This is a genomic window from Hoylesella shahii (assembly GCF_937990675.1).
Classification (GTDB): Bacteria; Bacteroidota; Bacteroidia; order Bacteroidales; family Bacteroidaceae; genus Prevotella; species Prevotella shahii.
This window is the reverse complement of sequence record NZ_CALKQY010000056.1, coordinates 15,671-39,295: the sequence shown is the minus strand read 5'-3', so window position 1 is coordinate 39,295 and position 23,625 is coordinate 15,671. Positions and strand designations below refer to the sequence as shown.

Sequence of the window (23,625 nt, the reverse complement as noted above, 5' to 3'; positions counted from 1 at the left end):
AATCTTATTTTATTTTTTCAGTCGTGAGAAGAAATAGAAATTACATCGGTTTTCTAAGCCTATTCTTTTTGCGGTTTGCTACTCTTGCTCCAATAACGAGTCGGGGTTCGAAGAAAAGTCTAATGAGAAGTCATTGATTGAACAGAAGTTTAATGCGAGTAAGTTCAATACAATTGGGCATAATGTCATGTTAGAATGTGTATATAACGCTCTCGAAAAGTAACCAGACGCAATTAGTGCAAGTTCTCTACGCAGCGAAATGTTATTGGATTCTTGTTTAAACCTCTTTGTTGCTGCTAACAAAGATTTTGCCTTTAGCGAGAGAATAGGTGCAAGTACAAGAGGTTCTAGTGCGTTCCCCTCTTTTTCTTTCCTTAAAAAGTGTATTTTGGGCAATTGCGCTTTAAATGATGCGAATAAACTAACAAGAAGCTCACACGAGGATGCTATAAAACAACCCGAATTTTTGATGATGTTCTACAATGAGTTCTTTAATAATGAGGACATCATTCGAGACAGTTTGGAAGATGAGATTTTGAAAACAATAAATAAAGTTATGGCGTCCTACCCCAATTTGACAGACGAAGAGATCGACGGGCTTTTCTTTGTTGCAGGGGTTACTTATAACTCTTGTGTTTACTGGTATGAAAATTCAGACAAATGGATTTCAGTCTTATTACATAATCAAAAGCAGAAGACACGAGGCTGGCTTTGGGATGGCGTTAAAAACGGAACAAAGAAGTGGGCTAAAGCTGATGGTGCAGGTGCATTAAGGGCTTGGGCAATGAGCAGTATTGCTGGTGTGGCTTCAAATGGAACTACCTTATTAGCTGGAGCAGCCGTTGGTTCTTTGGTTGGAGCATGGAACAACCTTCCATATTGGGATTAATATAAAGCGTCTTTTATTGTTATATTGTTATATTGTGAAGAGTGATAAAACTGACTAAGTAAGACGCATATACTTGCCTTTGGGGGCTCAAGTCAAAACACAAAAAAGCCCCATGCATGCTCGCGATAAGCATGCATGGGGTGTGGTAGATGTGTTGTTTTGCGGTTTGCTTTGTTGCTTAGCCTGTGGCTTGCACAGGCAAATCGAGGTTTGTGGAAGCAACGTTTCAGCACTTTAGCCGCAAAAAACACGTGGCTTTTATGCCAAAGGCGTGGCAGCTTTGTAAGTGCGCTGACCTAATTCTTTATCAATCATGTAAATACCATAACCGTTATCCTTAATCATATTCAGGTTGTCGATAATGGTTTGTACGTTTTCTTCTTCCTCCACCTGCTCGTCAATAAACCATTGCAGCATGCTTTGTGTGGCATAGTCGTTTTCTGCCGAGGTGAGCGCAAACAGTTTGTTGATGCTTTCGGTGATAGATTGCTCGTGGCGCAGTGAGTGTTCGAACACGTTTAGGATGCTGTTCCATTCGGTTGGAACGGCCTCAATGGGGCGCAAGTCTACCTTACCGTTGCGCGAAATTACATAGTTGAACAAGATTTTGGCGTGGTCTTGTTCTTCCTTAAACTGCACTTCAAACCATTTACCCATGCCAGGCTGACCTTGAGCGTGGCAATATGCTGCCATTGAAAGATATAGATAAGCCGACCACATTTCGGCGTTGATTTGCGCGTTGAGCGCTTCTTCGATTTTCTTCTTTAACATAATGTTGCTTGATTTATAAGTAATACCTATTTTATTTTAATTGGTTGCCATTCTGCAATGGTGCAGTTTGGCTATTTCTTTTCTCTTCCTTGTGTTTTAAAACCTTGCTCTTTGCTTTTGGCTTTTGTTTTCTCTCTTTACTCGTTGTATCTTTTTCTTATCACTTCTTGTATATCTCCTTACAAAAAATGTGCCATAATGTATTTTATTAAAATGTGGCAGAAATCAGTTTTGTTTTGTGTCGTGGCGTTATCGCATACACCAAGTGGCAGTGTTATAATGTGTGGAAAGCATGGCCAACTTGCTAATGCCACATGCCATGTAACTGTTTACCCCCTGAGGGTTGAAACTATAAGCGTTAGCAACAGCATAAAGATGTTAAACGCATGTGTACAATACATGGCATTGCAATAGCTATTAAAATGCCTAACGCAATGAACAAGCGACCAGATATGTAGCACAGCCAGTAACAGAAAGCCTAAAATAACAAAGAACATGCTTGTTTGGTCGCGCGGAAGAAGCAAAAACAGCAAGCCAATTTCGCCCCCTCTGAGCGTGGCCAATGTAGCCGCCAAAACGCACGCTGTATTGAAGATCAGCGCCATGGGTAGGATTATGGCGTAGAAAAACATTTTCCCATAAGTGTCGTAGGTGTGAATATAACCTAGTTTTTTTTCTTTTCTCCTACCTGGTGCCACGGCTAACGTAATGCCAATGATTATCACAATAGGGAGTATTTTAAGTAGAAATTCGTGCATGGGATGATGTTCTAGTGATATAGAGAGTGAGGGCTGAATGCCATATCCTCATGGGTGTTGATGTTTTTTGAGGGTTGATGTGTGCACTTCACGCCTGCGATGAGGAGCAAGTATCCAGTTATGGGCCCGAAATAATATATATAGTGGCCGGAGTAACCAACATAATGAAGTTGACAATGTGCATGTAATACATGAAGCTAGTGATGCGATTGCGACATAAGATGCAGTGCAGCATTGATTGAAAATTGAGCAATATGATGAGATTGATGGCCAAAGCGTACTTCGCTCTTAGTCCATGCAGCATCAAAAGAGCATAAGCAAAATTACCTGAGTCTAAGGCAGCGCACCACGAAAGGGATAAAAGCAAGGTGGTGGTAATCACAACGGTGGGCTGCGTAACGACGTAAAAAGCTTGCTGCAAACGCGTTCTATAAATGTGCACAGGCTCTTTTTTTAGTTCTATTCGCGTGTAAGCACCTATCAATAACATAAAAGCCATGGTAAATGCAAGAGCGAAGATGAGTGCGTTTATATCGGTCATGGTATGTGATATTTAAGGATTATGTTCTCGTTTGGCAGCCTTTCCTCTTTAGGTTTAGACCTTGTGTGGGTTGTTATGCGCCGTCTTCGGCTTTTACTGGCACAGATAATTGCATACCAGGACGTAAGCCATCCACCTTATATACCGGTCTGAGTTGCATCTCCCAGGTTTGTAAGGCCTCGTTTTCGTGTTTATAGCTATCCGAGTCGAGGAAATCGAAATTGGCTTTAAAGCCCGAAACACGCATCTTGACATACATGCTGAAGGGTTTGCAGTATACCGAAACAGTGTCGCCCTCGTTAAAGAGCGATTTTTCTTTGCGGTTCACCATGATGCTTCCCCACAAGTTGTCGAGCAAGGCAATGTTCAGCAAGGTGTTGCCCACCGATAGTTGTTCGCCGCGTTTGGCAGTAATTTCGCTCACTTCGCCTTCCACTTTGGTGACGATGGCAATGATTTGCGGACCGATGAAGTTGTTTTTTTCGGTCTTGTAGCTATTAAGCGCAGCCTCGTAGTCGGTTTTAAACGACTTAGTTTGTGCTTGCATGGCCCTATATTCGTTCAGGATGTTGTCGCGAAGATTAACGGATGCTTTTCCTTTGGCAAGTTTTCTCTCTACATCTCTATATATGCGTTCGGCTTGTTCTTCGGCCGCTTTGGCCTGTTGCCATCGTCCATAAGCGCGGTCAACGGTTTTGTTACCTGTGCGATAGGGGTGTAAAGTGGTGGCTAACACTTCGAGTGTGGGGTCTTCGGGGATAGGCGTATCGTCGGTTCGATAGAGTGCTAGCGTGTCTCCCACTTCTACATAGTCTCCCTCTTTCACTCTAATATCGAGCACCTTTCCTTTTTGTTGTACCTGCACAGAATACTGCAAGACCTCCACTTGACCGTCAATCATTTGGTCTTTGGGTGTCTTTAAGCTATTGGCAATTATGGCAGCGATAGCCGCGAGAGCGATAATAAACGCTCCCCCAATCCATAGTTTCAATTTTAATTGCCGTTTCTTTTGCATGTACTAAGTTAAGGAATGCTAGCTTGTGGTGTGCATTTGCTCGCCATGAGTTAGTTTGAGGTGTGCTATAACTATTTAAAGGTAAAGCTACGCGACCCAATCATATTGCCGTCTGCAAAGATGCTCACCTGATAAGTGCCACCCTGAAGGGCTTGCGACACATTCCAGAAGAGGCTCACAGGCGTTTCCTCTCCATTGTATTCCACGCTGCGTTTCATGGAATATTGCAGTGTGCGGTTTTCGTAAGAGAACGAACCTTCGCCGTTAAGTAGGCTTCCTGTTGGCGACATGATGCGTACATAAATGTCTTTCACGCCACTTGTAGCGGTTACGTTGCGTGTGATATTGAAGCTTACTTGCAGCGTTGTGGCCTTTGTTATTTGGTCGGTAGACTTTCCGCGTTTGTTTTTGGCCACGAGCGCGATGCCCGTTGCATCGAGCTGTGCAGCAATAGCCACCTTCTCGGATAGTGAACGCTTCTCTGTGCTCAGGCCTTCAATTTGGCGTGTGGCAGCCTCGTATTGTCCTTTTACACGTGTGTTTTCTTGTGCTAGAGAGGCATTCACCTTGTTTAGCGAGTCTATTTCCATTACATAGCTACGTATAACCGCTCTAACGGTGGCCAATTCTTTCTTCAGACGAGTAATTTCGCGGGCATCAGTGCTTTTTACTCGGCGTAGTTCGCCCAGTAAACGTTGGGTTTTTTCTTGTTCAGCGGTGAGTTGCGCCACGATAGAATCGTTGTTGATTTGCGTTTTCATCTCGCTGTATTGTTGAGCAAATTGCTGATACTCGTTCTCCATCTCCTTCTTGTCTATCTCTGCAAGCTCTTTAATTGCTGCGTTTTCTTCCTTTTGTTTGTTAAGGCTGATGAAGAGATAGGCCGTTGCGCCGGCCAAGAGTAGCACCACTAAGATGGTGGGTATCCAAATTTTCTTGTTCATAGAGTCAATCGCTTATGTCGTGATTTGATTATCTTTGCAAATTTATATATTTCTAACGATACGACAAAACAAATGTGGCTTTGCAAACATTTAATAACTTAAAAAGTGTAGATTGCAGGCTTTATGGATGCTTTATTCTGGTTCTTTGACGCCATTTGGGTTAGAAATGACGTGTAAAAGAACAATGCTGATTTTGTGGCGTGCGATATTTTGTTGCAATTTTGTTTGCTTTTTGGGCATAGCGTTGCAAAAATGGCTTTGTTTGCTTTCTTTTTTATAAAGCCGATGAATGTTTAGAAGTTGCTATTGGGTCGTAGGTTGCCATTAGATTCGATGGCTTTGCGGGGTATGGGGAAGAGGGTTGTAGCGCCCTTGTTTTCGTTTACGAGTGCTTGACGCAGGTCGTAGCTTTGTGTAAAGCGTCCAAATCTAATCAAGTCTTGTCGTCGCCAGCCCTCCCACATCAGTTCGAGCAGTCGTTCTTGTAGGATATTGTTGAGTGTGGCGGTGCGTGTTGGCATGCCTGCTCGTGTTCTCACGGCATCCATTTCGGTTTGTCCGCTCTGTCCGTTGCGCACTTTGGCTTCGGCCATCATGAGTAGCACGTCGGCATAACGATAGAGAACGATGTCGTTGTCTTGCAGTTTACCATCGAGAAATCCCTTTCGGTCTACCTCGTATTTAGCCATTCGTGCGCCAGCTGTTTTGATATAGGGCGATGCGGTGAGGTCTATTTCCACGTTTAAGGGCATGTACACCAGTTCTTTGCCATTGTCTAAGCGTACAACCTGGCCGTCAACCTTCACCGTGTCGGCATAGAAATTTAGTTTAAAGCGGCTATCTAGTGTGCTAGGGTTGCCATATCCAAAGGCGCGCACTGTGGAAATGGTGGCGCAAGCTCCGTTTTCGGCCCCCAATCCCAATGCCTTGCCGTGGTTGTAATGGCGCGAGCGAAAGAGGTATTGGTATTCGTTGGGGTAGAGATTTTTGTCCATGGGTATGGTAAAAATGTTCTCGCTTGAGTTCTCGTTGTGCAGTTTAAAGTTGTCGGCGTAGTTTTGTTCGAGCTGATAACCTGCTGCTTGCAATTTTTGACAATAGTTAATGGTGGTTTGCCAGGCGTTGAGTTTCTGGCCATCGACGGTGAAATGGATGTTAGTTCCTTGTTGTGGGGTGTGGCGTTCGGGGTTGTTGCAAGTAAAAATCTCGGCATTCAGCGCCAGTTTGGCTAGCAGAAAATAGGCCACGGGTTGTGTTATCCTTCCATAATATTCGCCTTGGAGATTGGAATGTGCATTTGCGAGGTGTGGAGCAACGTTTTGAAGTTCGTGGAATGCGAAGCGAAACACCTCGGTTCGCGGTGCGTTATACACCTCGGAAACAGATGTATTGTTGCTTTTTAGCAGTGGAACATTACCAAAAAGGTCTACCAAGTAGTAGTAGAACATGGCTCGGATGGCTCTTGCCTCGGCGTTATAGGCCAGCCATTGTTGCTGGGTGAGTATGTTTTTGTGCTTATCTATCAAGGCGATGGCATCGTTGCATTGTACCACCGATTGCAAAAGATAGCACCAAAGGTTGTACAGTTCTTGGTCGTTGTCGTCCCATTGGTGGGTGTATAGTCGTTGCCAGAAAGCCCCATCGTACCAGTCGGCTCCCCTAGTGGGTACAATGGCTTCATCGGTTGTAAACGTACTATAATCGTATATGCCACGATATGTGCCCTGCAAGCCTTTTCCCTCTTCGTTAGAGCCAATGCAGTTGTAGAGTCTTCCCACGCTGTTAATCCACAGAGAAGAGGGCGAACTAATGGCCTGTTCTTCTTCAATGCGGTCGCGAGGCGTGTCGTTAAGGCAGCTCGTAGTAGTGGTTAGCAGCGCAAAGGCAGCTAGGGCGAGGTTTAGGATGTGGGTTTGGGTTTTCATTTTTGGCCTGTTTTGTGTGTGAAGTTAGAACTGAATGCTCATTCCCAATGAGAAAGAGCGATAAGAAGGATAAGAGCGTTTATCGTCGATGCCAAGTGTGTTGTTCACCACATAACTGTTGATGATGGGCGACAAACCACTATAACCAGTGATAGTAAGAAGATTGTTGACGCTTACCGATAAGCGGAGGGCGCTTACAAAGCGCGAACGCAGGGGGAGGTTATAGGCAATGGTGAGATAGTCAACATTGAGATAATCACCCTTTTCCAACCAGTAGTCGGTGGCTGTTTGGTCTTTGATATTTTGTTTAGGAGCTTCGCGCAGCACGTTATAGTCGGGGAAACTAGCCATATTCATATAAGTGAGCGATGTGCCGTTGTAAATTTTATGACCAAAGGCACCATTAAGTTGCATTGACACATCCCATAGCCGATAGCGAAAACTGATGTTCGAGCCCAAAGTGGCCTTCGGAACGGCTTGCCCAGCCACGTGTCTGTCGCCTCCGTCTTCTAGATTAATGCGTCCGTTGTTGTCGAGGTCGGCGCAGTTGTAACGATAAGAGCCATCGGCATTTTGAGTTAGCCCAGTGCAATGGGGCAGATAGAACACACCAAGCGGTTGACCCACAATTTGATAAGTGATGAAATTGTGGCCACCATGCATGCCAGCACCATTTAAACCACCGATGGGTGTGATGTCGGGCGACGATAATTGTTCGCCATTGTATGAGCCATTGAGCGAGAGCAATTTGTTTTTTTGGAATGAAAGGTTCATGTTTACGCTCAGTTCCATGTCTTTTTTTCGGATAAGGTCTAGTCCTAAGCCAAATTCCACACCGCTGTTGCTCATGCTGCCAATGTTGGCTAGCAACTTGTTAAAGGCGAAAGGAGGCACGCTTACATCGTAGTTGTAAAGCATGTCAGTGGTTTTGGAGTAGTAGTATTCGGCGTAAAGCTGAATACGGTTGTGTAAAAGTCCCGTCTTAAGTCCTAGGTTGAACGATGTGCGTGTTTCCCATTTAAGGTTGGGATTGGCATTTCTTATTTGTCCGAGGGTTACGGTTGGGATGCCGTGATACGAAATAATGCCACTGGGCATAAGGGTTTGCTGGGTGTAATAGGTCAGGATGCCACCTAGATTTCCCGAGCGTCCCACGCTTGTTTGTAGTTTCAGGTGGTCGAGCCACTTAACATCTTGCAGCCATTTTTCTTCTTTCAGGTTCCATTCTAGTCCTGTAGAGGGAAAGAAGCCCCAGGTATTGTTTTGGCCAACAAGCGTAGAACCATCAGCTCTAAGTGTTAGCGAGAGGGCGTAACGGTTTAGAAACGTGTACGAGAGGTTGCCCATGAACGAGGTGAGTTTGGGCGATTCGTATCCGCTAGAAGTGCCTTTGTAGGGGTGAATGTTGCCAACCATCAGGTTGTCGTAACCGAATGCGTTGCTAGCCAGTCCCTTCACGGTGGTGAAGAAAAACTGTTTACGATTGTTTTGGTGTTCGGCAGTGGCAGTAAGGTCGAGCTTATGCGCTCCCCAGGTGTTGTTGTAGTTAAGTTGGATGCTACCTAGGAAGTCTTCGTTTTTGTTTTCTCGGCGATACATTTTGCCTTGCGCTTCGGTCCAAGTGGGTTGGAAAATAGCATTTTCGAGTGTAGTAAACGAGTACGAACCAAAGAGTTGGGCGTTGAGATGCTTTGCAATGGCAAAGTCGAATGAAAGGTGCGTGTTGAAATTAAAGCCTCGGTCGTGGTCTTTTTGGTGTAACACAGCCATGGGATGAGCTATCTGTGAAGCCAGAGAATTGAGATCCCAGCCACCTGATGCATTCTGTTGGGTAGAGAAAGTGGGGTTTTGTGAGGCAGCAGCGTAAAACAACTGCTGCATGTTTAGAATTTTTTTGTTAGACAACGACGAGCCAAACAGACCGAAGTTTACGGTTAGCCAGTTGTCGAAAGCCTTCTGCATGAGGTCGAATTTGGCCGTAAAGTTACGATAACCATTTGTTTTTACCACCATGAGGTGTTGCATCACGCTCATCGAAGCGCGATAATTGCTTTGGTCGGTACCGCCCGAAAAAGCCAAATGATGGTTTTGTACGAATCCCGTTCGGGTGATGTCGCGCGGGAAATCGTTGTCTTCTCCACCGTCGTTAACACTCAATCCCAATGCGTTAGCAGTAGCAACATAGTCGCGTCCGCCCAACATCTTGAGGTTTTTATACACTGTTTCGAACCCAATATTACCGTCGTAGGAGATGTGAAACTTGCCAAGTGCCCCCTTAGCGGTGGTTACGAGTATCACGCCCGAAGCACCTCGCGAACCATATTGGGCTGTTTCGGAGGCGTTTTTCAATACTTTAAACGACAGGATGTCTGAAGGAAAGATGGTAGATAGCGTGGCTAGGTCGCTGGAAACGCCATCTATCACCACGAGTGGGTCGTTTCCGCCAGTGAGCGATGTGGTTCCGCGTACCCGTACACTGGTGAGCATGGCTTGTTTTTGATCGCCTCCACGCGACACATTGACACCCGCTAGCTTACCATTAAGAGCGTCAAGAGGGTTGAAAACCAGTCCTCTTTCGTTCAGATGATGTTTTTTTTGCAGAATATAGCGCAAAGGTTGGTCGCCCAAAAGCGTGTCGGTGGTTAAGGGCGACATGTTTTTGGGTTTGCTTGTTGTGGTTTGTGCCATCAGCATTTGCGCGAAGTTAAAGGTGCAGAAGCACGCCACAAGAGCGTATCGTGCAAGTTTGGCACGCCATGTGGCATGCCACTTGGGGTTAACGCTTAGATATTGCAGTGCTAAATGTACCTGTTTGCCATCAGTATGCATAGAGTGAGCGTGTTTAGTGGGTTGTAGTGAATAATGAATAGGTAGTGGCTGAAAGCCTAGAGAGGCGTGTTAGGATGAAATTTTGGTTAATGGCGTTGTTGCATGCTGCTTATTTGTGGTCGTTGTAGTATTCCAGGCCCACTTGCACGTTCTTCATAATAGCGTCTGATGAATAAGTTGCGCCAGTGATAGCATCGGGTTCGCTATTGAGAGCTTTCTTAATGGTCTTACCATCCCAGTGTTTAAGCAGCGGTTTCACCTTTTCAAAAAACTTTAGTGTTTCGCGATTGGGAAGAGCTTCTACCTTTACCACCTTGTTTTTCTTAATAAAAATCTTCACGGGCGTGATGCCTTTGAAGCCTTTGATGTCGCGAGTTAATTCGGTGGTGTTAACAACGGTCATTCCATTTTCGGTGGTAATGATGTTGTCGTTGCTGTTTGCACTAATAAGTATTGCCATGAATGCCACAGCTACTGTCCCGAATAACAACCTGGATGCTTGTTTTCTCATAATCCTTTATTTACTGATATGTTAGCATTGGGCAACCCTTTGGCACTCTATTTATATTAGGACCAAGGATTACTGTTATTGCAAAGATAGGCATAAAATAGAGAAAAGCCACAAGCTAGGGCTAAAATGTTGCGCTAGCTGTGGCTTTTTGCTTATGCAAGTATGTGTTTTGCCTTTGTCTTAAGGAACTTTACTCCTGAAAATGTATTGAGAGCGGGCGCGATTTAGTACAGCGTGCGTGTGAGCTGTTGCACCACTTGTTCTAGATAAAGCTTGTCGGTGGCATCGAATGTGCCCAGTTGTGTGCTGTCGATATCGAGAACGCCAACGCATTTGCCTACCTTAGAGAAGATGGGAACTACGATTTCCGACCGCGAAAGAGCGCTGCAAGCAATGTGTCCAGGAAACTGTTCCACGTCGGGAACAACCAATGTGCTCTCTGCCTCAAAGGCTTTGCCACACACACCCTTGCCGATGGCGATGGCATAGCATGCAGGTGGACCTTGAAAGGGGCCCAAACGCAACATACCATCGGGGTGAAGCATGTAGAAGCCCGTCCAGAAAAACTGGTCGAATGCTTGGTGTAGGGCGGCGGCAACATTGGCTAATACGCTGGTTTCGCATGTTTCGCCTTCAATCATTGCCGCTATTTGGGGCAGCAGTTGCGTGTAAGTGTTTTCCTTGTTCATTATTTTGGGGTGTTTATTTCTTTTTCCACCATGTTGGTAAGTTGCACAAACTCGGCCACCGATAGTTGCTCGGGTCGGCGTGTAAACATCTCTTGCGCATAAAATTCGGGTGAAGCAGGCTTGCCTGCAAACAGTTGTCGCAGACTAACGCGAAGCATCTTGCGTCGCTGATTGAACACTGTTTTCACCACACGCTTAAACAATGTCTCATCGCACCCAAGATTTTCAACCTTGTTTCGCGTCATTCGGATAACGGCACTCTTTACCTTGGGTGGCGGATTAAATACCGTTTCGTCTACTGTGAAGAGATATTCCACATCATACCAAGCCTGAATAAGTACCGAAAGGATGCCATAAGCCTTTGTTCCAGGCTGTGAGGCGATGCGCAAAGCCACTTCGCGTTGTATCATTCCCGTGCAACAGGGTATGAGATGCTTGTTGTCGAGCATCTTAAAGAATATCTGTGAGGATATGTCGTAAGGATAATTGCCTGTTAGTACAAAGGGCTTTCCCGAGAAAACATCGTCAAGATTCATGCGAAGAAAGTCTTCACCCAATACGTTTTCTGCCAATTGAGGATAGTTTTGGTGTAGAAAAGCCACCGATTCGGTGTCGATTTCCACCACCCGAAGCGGTCTTTCCTTGGTGGCAAGATATTGGGTTAGCACGCCCATACCTGGACCTACCTCTAGAATGGGTAGCTCTGGGCAGGCGTCTACGGTGTCGGCAATGCGGTGCGCAATGCCTAAGTCGGTCAAGAAATGTTGACCAAGATGCTTTTTGGGTCTAACAAGCTTCATCTTAAAATTCTGTTGTTGCGTTTGCAAAGGTAGCAAAATATAGGGGGAATAAGGTGGTTTTGTGGCGTTTGTTTGGATTGAGAGCGATGTTTTTCTGTGAAGTAGGCTTGCACCACGTGCGTTGTTATCTTCAATAATCCACATTTGTAGGCATAAACGACGGTTATCTCAGAAAAAAGTGTTTACTTTGTAGTTCGAGATAATAATGCTTGACCGCGAAAGGATAACGCAAAGCAAGGGCAATAACAGCTTTTGCCTAATTTAAAGAGGGTGAAAACGCACCACATAAGGCCAAGCAAACGTAGTTAATAACATTGAAATTTTCCACAACTTTATGATTAAAGTAGCATTTTTCGACGCCAAATCGTACGACGAAGTGTCGTTTAACAAAACAAACGCTGATTATGGTTTCGACATCCGTTATTATCAAGAACACCTCAATTTAAAAACTGTTCCATTGGCCAAAGGGGCCGATGTGGTGTGCATTTTCGTTAATGCCGAATGTAATGCAGCTGTTATAGACGAACTGATTAAAAACGGTGTGAAACTTATTGCACTACGATGTGCTGGCTTTAACAACGTTGACCTGAAGGCGGCTAAAGGTCGAATTAAGGTGGTTCGCGTGCCTGCTTACTCGCCACATGCTGTTGCCGAGTATGCTGTTTCGCTGATGTTGGCCCTTAATCGCAAGATTTTCCGCGCCGTAAACCGCACTCGTGAGGGCAACTTTGCCCTTAAAGGTTTGATGGGTTTTGATATGTATGGCAAGACTGCGGGTATTGTTGGCATGGGTAGAATTGCAAAAGAGCTGATAAAAATATTGCACGGCTTTGGTATGAAGGTGTTGGCCTACGACCTTTATCCTGATATGGAGTTTGCCAAACAGTATGATGTACAAATGGTTTCGCTGGACGAACTGTACGCCGAGAGCGATATTATATCGCTGCACTGCCCACTTACGCCCGAAACAACATTCCTTATCAATGCCCAAAGCATTGCTAAGATGAAGCCAGGCGTAATGATTATCAATACAGGACGCGGAAAACTCATCAATACAGAAGAACTTATCGAGGGCCTTCGCACCAAACGAGTGGGCTCGGCTGGTCTTGATGTGTACGAAGAAGAAAAGAATTACTTCTACGAAGACCGCAGCGACAAGATTATCGACGACGATGTGTTGGCTCGTTTGCTGATGATGCCCAACGTGGTTCTTACCTCGCATCAGGCTTTCTTCACAGTCGAAGCCATGCATAATATTGCCCTTACCACCCTTGAAAGCATTAAGGAGTTTGGCGAAGGCAAGCCACTTACCAACGAGGTGGTGGAACAATAATCTCTTGATGCTTGTTGAGGCTGGTGCCGATAATTGTCTTTGGGCGATTGTCGGCACCAGTTTTTTATTGTGTTGATGGGGCAATGCACATCGGGTTGTTGCTCTTGGGGTTTCGGTGTTGTGTGTATTGTGTGTTAATGCCTCGTGTCTAACGACTTTTGCAGTGACGTATGCTGGCTATAAGGTGTTATTTACTAATGTGTTGGTTGTAATAAGACCGTTGGCTACAGCCATTTGCTCAACTCTTTTGAGATCAATGGTTACCACTTTCGTAACTAAATTTTACCAAGTGAAGCGGTAAAAAGAGTTAAACCCCATGCCAAACGTTGCATAAATGCCGAAAATGGCGTAACTTAGACCACGTTTTAAAGGGGACATATTTGACAAAATGCACCTGATTAGCCCCTAAAGGACTGTTTGTTTTGCTTTAAGTGGCGAACAAACTGCAGATACCTAACGCGACGTATGGCGTTAGCAGAATTGAAATAGAATGAAAAGGTTAAGTGAAAGGTTATGAAAATGAAGAAATTGATAGGGGCATTGCTGGCCTTGGTCTTACTGGTGGGCTGTGCAACAAATAAAAATCTGTCGCCCGAAAAGGCTAAACGTATGGCCGAAACCACCCAAAAAGTGAACGAGGCGCTAAACAAGCAACTGTTTACCATCGAGGTTAACCACGTATATCCACAGCGCTTGCCTGCCAAAGCTTTAAGTTATGGCTATTATGTAAGGGTGACAGCCGATTCGGTTTATTCGTGTCTGCCTTATTTTGGGCATGCTTATCGTGTGCCTTATGGTGGCGGGAAGGGACTGAATTTTGCTGAAAAAATAACCGACTACGTGATGCAACGGGGCAAAGACGGTAAAATAAACATCTATTTTAAAGTGAACAATAAAGAAGATCGTTACGACTATCGACTGGAGGTGTTTGACAACGGTAGGGCTTTTGTTGATATATCGAGCGACGAACGCGACCGAATTGGCTTTGCTGGTATGATGGATATAGGGAAATAAAAGACCAAAAGCAGGATGCTAACAGCCTGTGGGGCAATAAACAATGCCTAATAAACACTAAAAGAGATTGATAAAGCAAGTTGATTAAATTTACAAAATGAGCAATAGTAAAACACTGACGCTTGTGGAGTAAACCGAATAACTGTCAACTTGCTAAGCCACAAGGTTACAAAGCTGTCAAATAGTAAGCAGCGACCATGCACCTTGCATCGAAAAACAGCGGATAAGGCTTTGTGGTTTTAGGTTTTTACACTATATTTGCACTCTAATAGACAAGATGCAATAAGACACCTGAAATGAAAGAATTTGTAATATCCGAGGTTAAAGCCGAAACCGCCGTGCTGGTGGGGCTGATAACACCACAGCAAAACGAAGCTAAAACCAAAGAATATCTCGATGAATTGGAGTTCTTAGCCGATACGGCAGGGGCCGTAACAGTGAAAAGATTTACTCAAAGACTCAATGGCCCAAGTATGGTTACATACGTGGGTAAGGGTAAACTCGAAGAGATAAAACAATATATACTGGCCGAAGAAGAGGCCGAACGCGAAGTGGGAATGGTGATTTTCGACGACGAACTGTCGGCAAAGCAAATGCGCAACATCGAAAAAGAACTAAATGTGAAAATTCTCGACCGCACTTCGCTCATCCTTGACATATTCGCCATGCGCGCACAAACGGCTAATGCTAAGACGCAAGTGGAGCTGGCGCAATATAGATATATGCTACCAAGACTGCAACGACTATGGACACACCTCGAAAGACAAGGTGGTGGCTCGGGTAGCGGAGGCGGAAAAGGCTCGGTGGGACTACGCGGACCCGGTGAAACGCAGCTCGAAATGGACCGCCGTATCATCCTTTCGCGTATGGCCTTGCTCAAAGAACGATTGGCCGAGATTGATAAACAGAAAACCACACAACGCAAAAATAGAGGACGTATGGTGCGAGTGGCACTCGTGGGATATACCAATGTGGGCAAAAGCACCATCATGAACCTGCTGGCTAAAAGCGAAGTGTTTGCCGAAAATAAACTTTTCGCAACGCTCGATACCACTGTGAGAAAGGTGGTGGTTGAAAATCTGCCCTTCCTCTTGGCCGATACCGTGGGCTTTATACGCAAGTTGCCCACCGACTTGGTCGACTCCTTTAAGTCTACACTCGATGAAGTGCGCGAAGCCGACTTGCTGGTGCACGTGGTGGATATATCTCATCCCGACTTTGAAGAGCAGTTTGCAGTGGTGGAAAAAACGCTTACCGAACTGGAATGTGCCGACAAACCCAGCATGATTGTGTTTAACAAAATTGATAATTACACCTTCGTGAAAAAAGATGAGGACGACCTTACACCCATAACAAAGGAAAACCTCACACTGGAAGACTTGAAACGCACCTGGATGGCCAAACTAAACGATAACTGCATCTTTATCTCGGCACGCGAAAAAACCAATGTAGACGAACTTAGAGACCGGCTATATGCCAAGGTTAGAGAACTCCACGTGCAGAAATATCCATATAACGACTTCTTATACGAAACGGAATGATGTACCGATTACTTACCGATGAAGAAATTGCCTTGCTGGAAGACAACGGCTGCCAAGCCGAAAACTGGGAGGCTATCACTGTGGCAGAAGACTTTAAGCCCACCTATGTGCACAATGTTGCTTTCTATGGCGACGTTCAATTGGGCGTGTTCGAGAAGAACATTGAGGTGAGTAGAGGTTTTCTGAAACACTCCGCTCTGCGTAATGCCACACTAAGAAACGTGTGCATTGGCGATAATTGCCTGGTGGAAAACATCGGTAACTACATCAATAACTATACTATCGAAGAAGAATGCTACATCTCTAACGTTAGCACCATGGAGACAACGGAGGGAGCAACCTTCGGGGATGGTAATCTAATATCGGTGCTTAACGAGGTGGGAGAGGGCAACGTCATGCTCTTTAATGGCCTAAATAGTCAGCTGGCTGCCTTTATGGTGAAGCATAATGCAGACAAAAACTTGCGCGACCAACTGCGAACGATGATTGCAGACGAACTGGAACGCACCTTGCCCGAACGGGGAACAATTGGCTTTGGCGTGAAAATCGTAAACACACGCGAAGTGATTAACACTATCGTGCAAGATAATTGCGAGGTGAATGGGGCAGCGCGGCTCTTTGATTGCTCGCTGCTGAGTGTTGCCGGTACGGGCGTCTACGTGGGAAGTGGTGTTATATGCGAAAACTCTATCGTGGCCGACGGCTCGTCGATAACCAACGATTGCAACCTACAAGACTGCTATGTGGGCGAAGCTTGTCAGCTAAACAATGGCTTTACGGCATCGGGAAGCCTGTTTTTTGCCAATAGCTACATGAGCAATGGCGAGGCTTGTGCAGCCTTCTGTGGCCCGTTTACGGCCAGTCATCATAAAAGTTCGCTCCTTATTGGCGCCATGTTCTCGTTCTATAACGCTGGCTCGGCCACCAACTTCAGCAATCATGCCTACAAAATGGGGCCCATGCACTATGGCATTTTAGAGCGAGGCACAAAAACTGCTAGTGGTGCCTACATCCTTATGCCCGCCAATATCGGCGCATTCTCGGTGTGCTTTGGTAAGCTGATGCACCACCCCGACACGCGCAATGTGCCTTTCTCATACCTCATTGCATATGGCGACATCATGTATCTGGTGCCAGGACGCAACCTTAATACCGTGGGCTTGTATCGCGATGTACGCAAATGGCCAAAGCGCGACATACGCCCACGAAGCGGACAAAAGAGCATTGTCAACTTCGAATGGCTTAGTCCGTTTACGGTTAACGAGATGTTGCAGGGTAAAATGATTCTGGAAAAACTGCGCGAAGCTCAAGGAGAAAACGTGGCCGAATACAATTTTAGAGGCTATGTCATTACCAATAATTCGCTTAATATCGGACTGCGCAATTACGATATGGCTATTAAAATGTTCTTGGCGCGATGTGTACGCAAGTATGGAACGGCCGAACCCGCATCAACAACGGGCTGGAAACAGTGGACCGACCTCTCGGGACTGCTCTTACCCGAAAGCGAAGAGCTACGCCTTATCGAAGAAATTAAAAACAACGACATAGCAGATATTCAGGGCGTGATTGCTCGTTTTCGTGAAATAGGCGAACGATACGAACAGTACGAATGGGCTTTTGCCTATAGACTAATCAACGAATACTATGGCATCGCGCAGCCCACACAGGCCGACTGGCAAGAAATCATCGACCAAGGACGTGAAGCTAAACAGCAATGGATTGCCACAATCAAAGACGACGCTCTGAAAGAATATAAGCTGGGAGACGTGGAAGAAGACGTCTATCGAGGCTTTGTGGAACAGCTTAATAAAGAAACCGAATAATATCAACAAAACAAATCTTATCGTATGAGCATTAAATCGATTATGGTTGCCTTACTCCTAGTAGGAACGGCAACAGCCATGCAAGCAAAAGATTACAAGTACCAAACGGTGAAAGGAGACCCAACGGGAACTCGCATCTACACCTTGGACAACGGATTGCGCGTGTATCTGTCGGTGAATAAAGAAACTCCGCGCATTCACACCTACATCGCAGTGAAGACCGGAAGCCGAAACGACCCCGCCGAAACAACGGGATTGGCTCACTATCTGGAACACTTGATGTTCAAGGGAACTAAACAATTCGGCACAACGGATGCTGAAAAAGAAGCTCCCTTGCTTAAAGACATCGAAGAAAGGTATGAAAAATACCGTCTGCTTACCGACCCCGAACAACGCAAAAATGCCTATCATGGCATCGATAGCGTGTCGCAAGTGGCCGCCAAATATTTCATTCCTAACGAGTACGATAAACTAATGTCGTCTATCGGGGCTGAAAAAACCAATGCTTACACCAGCAACGACGTTACTTGCTACACCGAAGATATTCCCGCTAACGAAGTGGAAAACTGGGCTAAAATACAGGCCGACCGCTTCCAAAATATGGTAATACGCGGCTTTCATACCGAACTCGAAGCCGTTTACGAGGAATTTAACATCGGTCTTACTCGTGATGGTAATAAGGAATGGCAAGCTATCTCCAAGCTTTTGATGCCTACCCACCCCTATGGAACACAAACCACTATCGGTACGCAAGAGCATTTGAAAAATCCTTCGATTGTAAATATCAAGAATTATTTCAATCGCTACTACGTTCCTAACAACGTGGCTATCTGTATGGCGGGAGATATGGACCCCGATAAGGTTATCGCCACCATTGATAAATATTTCTCTTCGTGGAAAAAAAGCGATAACCTTTCTTTCCCACAATTCCCAAAACAAAAACCTCTCACTGCGCCACGCGACACTACTGTGATGGGTACTGAGGCCGAAAACATTATGATGGCATGGCGATTTGATGGCGGTAACTCACTACAAATGGATACCGTGGACGTAATATCTACCATCTTGAGCAACGGCAAAGCTGGATTGATGGATATAAACCTGGCGCAAAAAATGAAATATCTTGGCGGTGGGGCTTTCGCAATGACTATGGCCGAGAGTGGTTTGCTGGCTATTTCGGCTTCGCCTAAAGAGGGACAAAGTCTTGATGACGTAAAAAAACTTGTGCTGGGAGAAATTGAAAACCTCAAGAAAGGAAATTTCGCCGACGACCTTCTGCCTGCTGTTATCAACAATATGAAGCTGGATTACTATCACGCCTTGGAGAAAAACAAGGAGGTGGCTGATATGTATGTTGACGCTTTTATTAATGGACAGGAATGGAAAACGGTGGTTGAACGTCTTGACCGTATTTCTAAAATAACCAAAGCGCAAATCGTAGACTTCGCTAACAAGCATCTTAATAACAATTATGCGCTCGTTTACAAACGCCAAGGCGAAGACACCACGCAAAAGAAAATTGATAAACCGCAGATTACTCCTATACCCTCTAACCGCGATTTGCAAAGCGATTTCGTAAAAGAAATTATTCTTAGCAAAACTACACCTATCCAACCACGGTTCGTTGACTTTAATAAAGACTTGGTTAAAACCAAAACGAAGAAGGGATTGCCCGTGCTTTATGTTCCCAATAAGAATAGCGGACTCTTTACTTTGGCCTTCCGCTACGACTTTGGATTGGAAGCCGACAATCGTTTGGATATCGCTCCCGACTATTTGGAGTTCTTGGGTACGAACAAACTTACACCCGAACAGGTGAAACAACGCTTCTATCAGTTGGCTTGCGATTATAGCATCTCGGCTGGTGCCGACAATCTGAACATCACTATCACGGGCTTGAACGAAAATATGCCTAAGGCTCTGTGGCTGGTTGAACACCTGCTGGCTAACGCCAAGGTAGACAACGTTGCCTATAAACAACTTGTAGAACTGATAAAGAAGGTGCGCAAAGACAGAAGAAGCAACCAAAAATACAACTTCACTGCTCTCACTGCCTATGGTACGTATGGCGCATACAACCCCATTCGAAACCAGATGAGCAATGATCAACTGGATAAAACCAACCCTCAAACACTGCTCAACCTGCTCAAAAGCTTGAGAAACTATAAACACGAGGTGCTTTATTGTGGCGAATCCACTCCCGAAGAACTGGTGAAGATTATCGATGAAGGTCATGCCATTGGTAAAACACTGGCCAATGTGCCTCAAGGAAAACGCTATGCCGAGACTAAAACGCTAGAAAACGAGGTGTGGCTCGCTCCCTACGAAGCTAAAAATATCTATATGCGATTGTATAACAACAGTGGCAAAGGATGGAACTTGGAACAACAACCCATGGTGTATCTCTTCAACGAGTATTTCGGAACGGGCATGAATGGTATCGTTTTCCAAGAGTTAAGAGAGACTCGCGGACTGGCTTATAGCGCCGGTGCTCGCTACGTTACGCCTTATAGAATGGGTGGTAACGAATATCTGCAGGCCGAAATCATTAGCCAAAACGATAAAATGATGGACTGCGTGAGGGCTTTCAATAGCATTATCGATGAAATGCCACAAAGCGATAAGGCTTTCGAACTGGCTAAACAGGCGTCAATGAAGCGTATCGCCACCGAACGCACAACGAAGTTTGCTATCATCAACGCTTATAAAAGAGCACAACGCTTGGGACTTGACTTCGATGTCATGGAACGTGTTTACAAAGAATTGCCCAAGATTACGCTGAAAGAAATGGTTGAATTCGAAAAGCAAACAATGGCTAAAAAGCCCCTACGCTACATGATTCTTGGTGATGAAAAGAATCTCGACATGAAGGGACTTGAGAAGATTGGTAAGATTAAAAGGGTTACAACCCAAGAAATCTTTGGATTCTAATAATCTTTGACAGGCAAACAAGTTGGCAGGTTAAGTAATTAACGTGTCAACTTGTTTACTTGTTAGGCTGTAGATAGGTTGTTATAGTTTATCTAGTTTTTCTTGTAAGCTAGTTATCCTAGTTAATCTAGTTAATCTAGTTAATCTAGTTATCCTAGTTATCCTAGTTAATCTAGTTATCCTAGTAATCCTAGTTAATCTAGTAATCCTCATTTTCCTAGTTTTCCCTGTTAACTCGTTAACTAATAAACAATAAATACAAACATTATGGCACAAACACCCGAATTTAAGTACGCTCCTATGTTTCAACTTGGTAAAGACGAAACGGAGTATTACCTACTCTCTAAAGAAGGAATATCGGTAAGCGAATTTGAAGGCAACGAAATTTTGAAAGTCTCTCCCGAAGCCTTAACCATGCTCGCTAACACTGCCTTCCGCGATGTAAACTTCCTTTTGAGACGCGAACACAACGAACAAGTAGCAAAAATACTTACCGACCCCAATGCTAGCGACAACGATAAGTATGTGGCACTCACATTCTTGCGCAATGCCGAAGTGGCTGCTAAAGGCAAATTACCTTTCTGCCAAGACACCGGAACGGCCATCATTCACGGCGAAAAGGGACAACACGTTTGGACGGGTTTTTGTGATGAGGAGGCGCTCTCTAAAGGTGTGTACAAAACTTACACTGAAGAGAACTTGAGGTACTCGCAAAATGCACCCCTCAATATGTATGATGAGGTGAACACCAAATGTAACTTGCCCGCACAAATAGACATCGAAGCCACCGAAGGTAAGGAGTATCGTTTCCTCTGCGTGGTAAAAGGTGGTGGCTCGGCCAATAAAACATATTTCTATCAGCAAACAAAGGCTTTGTTGCAAAACCCTGGTACGCTCATTCCTTTCCTCATCGATAAGATGAAAAGCTTGGGAACGGCTGCTTGTCCTCCTTATCACATCGCTTTTGTTATCGGTGGTACGAGTGGCGAAAAGAACCTTCTCACCGTAAAACTGGCTTCTACTCACTATTACGACTCGCTGCCTACAACGGGCGACGAAACGGGACGCGCCTTCCGCGATGTGGAATTGGAGAAGCTTTTGCTCGATGAGGCTTACAAAATTGGACTGGGTGCGCAATTTGGCGGTAAGTATTTTGCACACGACGTCCGCGTGGTACGCTTGCCTAGACATGGTGCTTCGTGTCCCGTGGGTATGGGTGTGAGCTGCTCGGCCGACAGAAACATCAAGGCTAAGATTAATAAGGATGGTATATGGATTGAAAAACTCGACGATAACCCCAGCGAATTAATTCCCGCTGAAATGCGCAATGCTGGCGAAGGCAACGCTGTTAAGGTGGATTTGGATAAACCCATGGCCGAGGTTCTTAAGGAGTTGAGCAAATATCCAGTGTCTACTCGTCTAAGCTTAAACGGTACCATCATCGTGGCTCGCGACATCGCACACGCTAAACTCAAGGCAAGACTTGACGAGACGGGCGATCTGCCACAATATTTTAAAGATTTCCCCGTGCTTTATGCTGGTCCTGCAAAAACGCCAAAGGGGCTGCCTTGTGGCTCAATGGGCCCAACTACGGCCAACCGTATGGATCCCTATGTTGACGAATTCCAAGATCATGGTGGCTCGATGATTATGATTGCTAAGGGTAACCGCACTCAAGCTGTTACCGATGCTTGTAAAAAGCATGGTGGCTTCTATCTGGGAAGCATCGGCGGACCAGCTGCCATCCTTTCGTTGAATTCTATTAAGAGCATCGAATGCGTGGAATTCCCCGAAATTGGTATGGAGGCTGTTTGGAAAATTAGGGTTGAAAACTTCCCTGCTTTCATCCTTGTTGATGATAAGGGCAACGATTTCTTCACTCAACTATAATTTTGAAGTCTTACGTGTAAAGGTGGTTCAACGCATCTTTGCACACTTCTATAAAGCGGGATGGCCCTCATGGGCTGTCTCGCTTTTTGTTTTTCCACGTCTAAGGCTGGTTTTATGGCTAGTTCGTGATTTGTCTGTGGTAGGGATGTGCGTTCTTTGATTATCCCAAATCGGGCATTAGAGCCTAAACAGATTTTGTTTTATTGTCGAGTAGATTGCCTGTTTTTGTAATACAGGCGTAGCGGCCTACGTCAAGTTGCAAAGACACACAAGATGGCGACAAGAAAATTTAAAATGTTAGGAAACAACACAAAAACAAGAATTCTGGAAACATTGTGGTCTAATGACCAATTTGGAATTATCTTTGTTTTCGTGTCCTAGTGGGTATAGATGGCTGCTTTGTGGGCTTAACTGCTTGAAGATCTTGTGTTGAAGGCTTAATAGAACATAGGCAACGCCACAATGTAGATGTAATATGTCTAGATGGGGTATGTTAAAACAGTTGTTAGCGAATGGCGGTTGGTTTGCCAAATTGGTTTTCTTGTTCTTTGTGTTAAATGTGGTAATAAAACTTTACAAAACACATGCTTCTGGACAACTCCTTCTAGCGAAAAAGGGTGGTCAAAACCATGCATTTTGCCCCAATTTTCTACCTTCCTTCTTTTGTTTTTACATCGATTTTGAGTTACTTAGCTGCATTTTGCATCATTTTACCTTTCTATTTTGTGTTTTACTCGCAAATTTTCTCAGTCCTAAAGCTTGTTTTTTGCTGCTAAAAAGTCGTTTTTTGGCGTTATTTTTGTTCTAAAAGACTGTAGATTGTACGTGCTTGTTAGGTAGTGGGTCTCTCCTAAATTCGCGAAATGCAGCATTTTGTTCTGCGTTTTGCACCATTTAGCTTTGCATTTTGTAGGAGTTAGCCTTGCGTTTTGTAGGAGTTAGCACTGCGTTTTGTAGGAGATAGCACTGCGTTTTGTAGGAGTTAGCACTGATTTTTGATGCAAATAGCCCCAAAAGTGGTAAAAAATACGGTTTATTTAACGAAATCTCTCTTTGTTTACGTTTGCTTGTTGTGCTCTATTTTTATCAAAACAAACGGCCGCGAGAATTGAATATTTGCGAGCGAATGGGAGGTTGGTGGCTAAAATGGTCGAATTTTATGTTAAATTCTATGCTGAAAACTTTACACGCGTGGGCGTAGAGGGTGGTTTTGTTTCTCAATACAGTACGGGTAGAAATAAAGAGCCACCATCAATGGTTGTAAAGGTAGCTTGCAGTAAGCCCCTATCAGTGATGAGAGTCGTTTGGATTTTGTGTAATGTTAAGCGCATTGACTGTCTTAATCTTAATTCTATAGTGGATTATGCCAAAAGAATAAGTCTGGCACTATATCAACAAGCAAACGAAAGATGAGCAGG

At 44.8% G+C, this 23,625-nt stretch carries 17 protein-coding genes; 7 read left to right on the top strand and 10 right to left on the bottom strand.

Features of this window, described 5'->3' with window-relative positions; genetic code table 11:
* Positions 1–259: 259 nt before the first annotated feature.
* Positions 260–889, top strand: coding sequence for a hypothetical protein (locus tag QME03_RS08320; RefSeq protein ID WP_281724060.1), 630 nt, complete (start codon positions 260–262; stop codon positions 887–889).
* A 258-nt stretch (positions 890–1,147) separates the two neighbouring features.
* Here QME03_RS08320 and QME03_RS08315 read toward each other — a convergent pair whose 3' ends face one another.
* From QME03_RS08315 to rsmA, 10 genes are all read right to left on the bottom strand, one after another.
* The gene (locus QME03_RS08315) at positions 1,148–1,660 is read right to left on the bottom strand and encodes a ferritin (RefSeq protein ID WP_281724059.1); all 513 of its coding nucleotides are present in this window, start codon (positions 1,658–1,660) and stop codon (positions 1,148–1,150) included.
* Positions 1,661–1,989: 329 nt separating this feature from the next.
* Positions 1,990–2,418, bottom strand: a complete 429-nt coding sequence (locus QME03_RS08310) for a hypothetical protein (RefSeq protein ID WP_281724058.1) — start codon at positions 2,416–2,418, stop codon at positions 1,990–1,992.
* Between the two features lie 118 nt (positions 2,419–2,536).
* Entirely contained in the window at positions 2,537–2,959 is a 423-nt protein-coding gene (locus QME03_RS08305) for a hypothetical protein (protein WP_281724057.1), read from the bottom strand.
* A 73-nt stretch (positions 2,960–3,032) separates the two neighbouring features.
* Complete coding sequence (locus QME03_RS08300; protein ID WP_281724056.1) at positions 3,033–3,974, bottom strand: HlyD family secretion protein; 942 nt, start codon at positions 3,972–3,974, stop codon at positions 3,033–3,035.
* A gap of 71 nt (positions 3,975–4,045) precedes the next feature.
* Positions 4,046–4,918, bottom strand: coding sequence for a hypothetical protein (locus QME03_RS08295; protein ID WP_281724055.1), 873 nt, complete (start codon positions 4,916–4,918; stop codon positions 4,046–4,048).
* 293 nt (positions 4,919–5,211) lie between these two features.
* Positions 5,212–6,843: a RagB/SusD family nutrient uptake outer membrane protein gene (locus QME03_RS08290; protein WP_281724054.1), complete on the bottom strand. Its 1,632-nt coding sequence runs from the start codon at positions 6,841–6,843 to the stop codon at positions 5,212–5,214.
* A gap of 24 nt (positions 6,844–6,867) precedes the next feature.
* The gene (locus QME03_RS08285; RefSeq protein WP_410521766.1) at positions 6,868–9,531 is read right to left on the bottom strand and encodes a SusC/RagA family TonB-linked outer membrane protein; all 2,664 of its coding nucleotides are present in this window, start codon (positions 9,529–9,531) and stop codon (positions 6,868–6,870) included.
* Positions 9,532–9,781: 250 nt separating this feature from the next.
* Positions 9,782–10,183 (bottom strand): FMN-binding protein, encoded by a 402-nt coding sequence (locus QME03_RS08280; RefSeq protein ID WP_025815641.1) that lies wholly within the window; start codon positions 10,181–10,183, stop codon positions 9,782–9,784.
* A gap of 224 nt (positions 10,184–10,407) precedes the next feature.
* A complete protein-coding gene (locus tag QME03_RS08275; RefSeq protein ID WP_273113892.1) occupies positions 10,408–10,872 on the bottom strand; it encodes a GAF domain-containing protein in 465 nt (154 codons plus the stop codon).
* Positions 10,872–11,672: a 16S rRNA (adenine(1518)-N(6)/adenine(1519)-N(6))-dimethyltransferase RsmA gene (rsmA, locus tag QME03_RS08270; RefSeq protein ID WP_273146319.1), complete on the bottom strand. Its 801-nt coding sequence runs from the start codon at positions 11,670–11,672 to the stop codon at positions 10,872–10,874. Before rsmA ends, QME03_RS08275 begins: the two co-directional genes overlap by 1 nt.
* Positions 11,673–12,006: 334 nt before the next feature.
* Between rsmA and QME03_RS08265 the strand changes: the two genes are divergently transcribed.
* The 6 genes from QME03_RS08265 (at position 12,007) to QME03_RS08240 (ending at position 22,207) form a co-directional block, all read left to right on the top strand.
* Positions 12,007–13,005 (top strand): 2-hydroxyacid dehydrogenase, encoded by a 999-nt coding sequence (locus tag QME03_RS08265; protein ID WP_025815644.1) that lies wholly within the window; start codon positions 12,007–12,009, stop codon positions 13,003–13,005.
* 519 nt (positions 13,006–13,524) lie between these two features.
* Entirely contained in the window at positions 13,525–14,019 is a 495-nt protein-coding gene (locus tag QME03_RS08260) for a DUF4251 domain-containing protein (RefSeq protein WP_281724053.1), read from the top strand.
* Between the two features lie 296 nt (positions 14,020–14,315).
* Positions 14,316–15,560: a GTPase HflX gene (gene hflX, locus QME03_RS08255; RefSeq protein WP_110369882.1), complete on the top strand. Its 1,245-nt coding sequence runs from the start codon at positions 14,316–14,318 to the stop codon at positions 15,558–15,560.
* Positions 15,557–17,386 (top strand): DUF4954 family protein, encoded by a 1,830-nt coding sequence (locus tag QME03_RS08250; protein WP_281724052.1) that lies wholly within the window; start codon positions 15,557–15,559, stop codon positions 17,384–17,386. Before hflX ends, QME03_RS08250 begins: the two co-directional genes overlap by 4 nt.
* A gap of 24 nt (positions 17,387–17,410) precedes the next feature.
* Positions 17,411–20,317, top strand: coding sequence for a M16 family metallopeptidase (locus tag QME03_RS08245; RefSeq protein ID WP_110369883.1), 2,907 nt, complete (start codon positions 17,411–17,413; stop codon positions 20,315–20,317).
* Between the two features lie 267 nt (positions 20,318–20,584).
* Positions 20,585–22,207, top strand: a complete 1,623-nt coding sequence (locus QME03_RS08240) for a fumarate hydratase (RefSeq protein WP_281724051.1) — start codon at positions 20,585–20,587, stop codon at positions 22,205–22,207.
* Positions 22,208–23,625 lie beyond the last annotated feature (1,418 nt).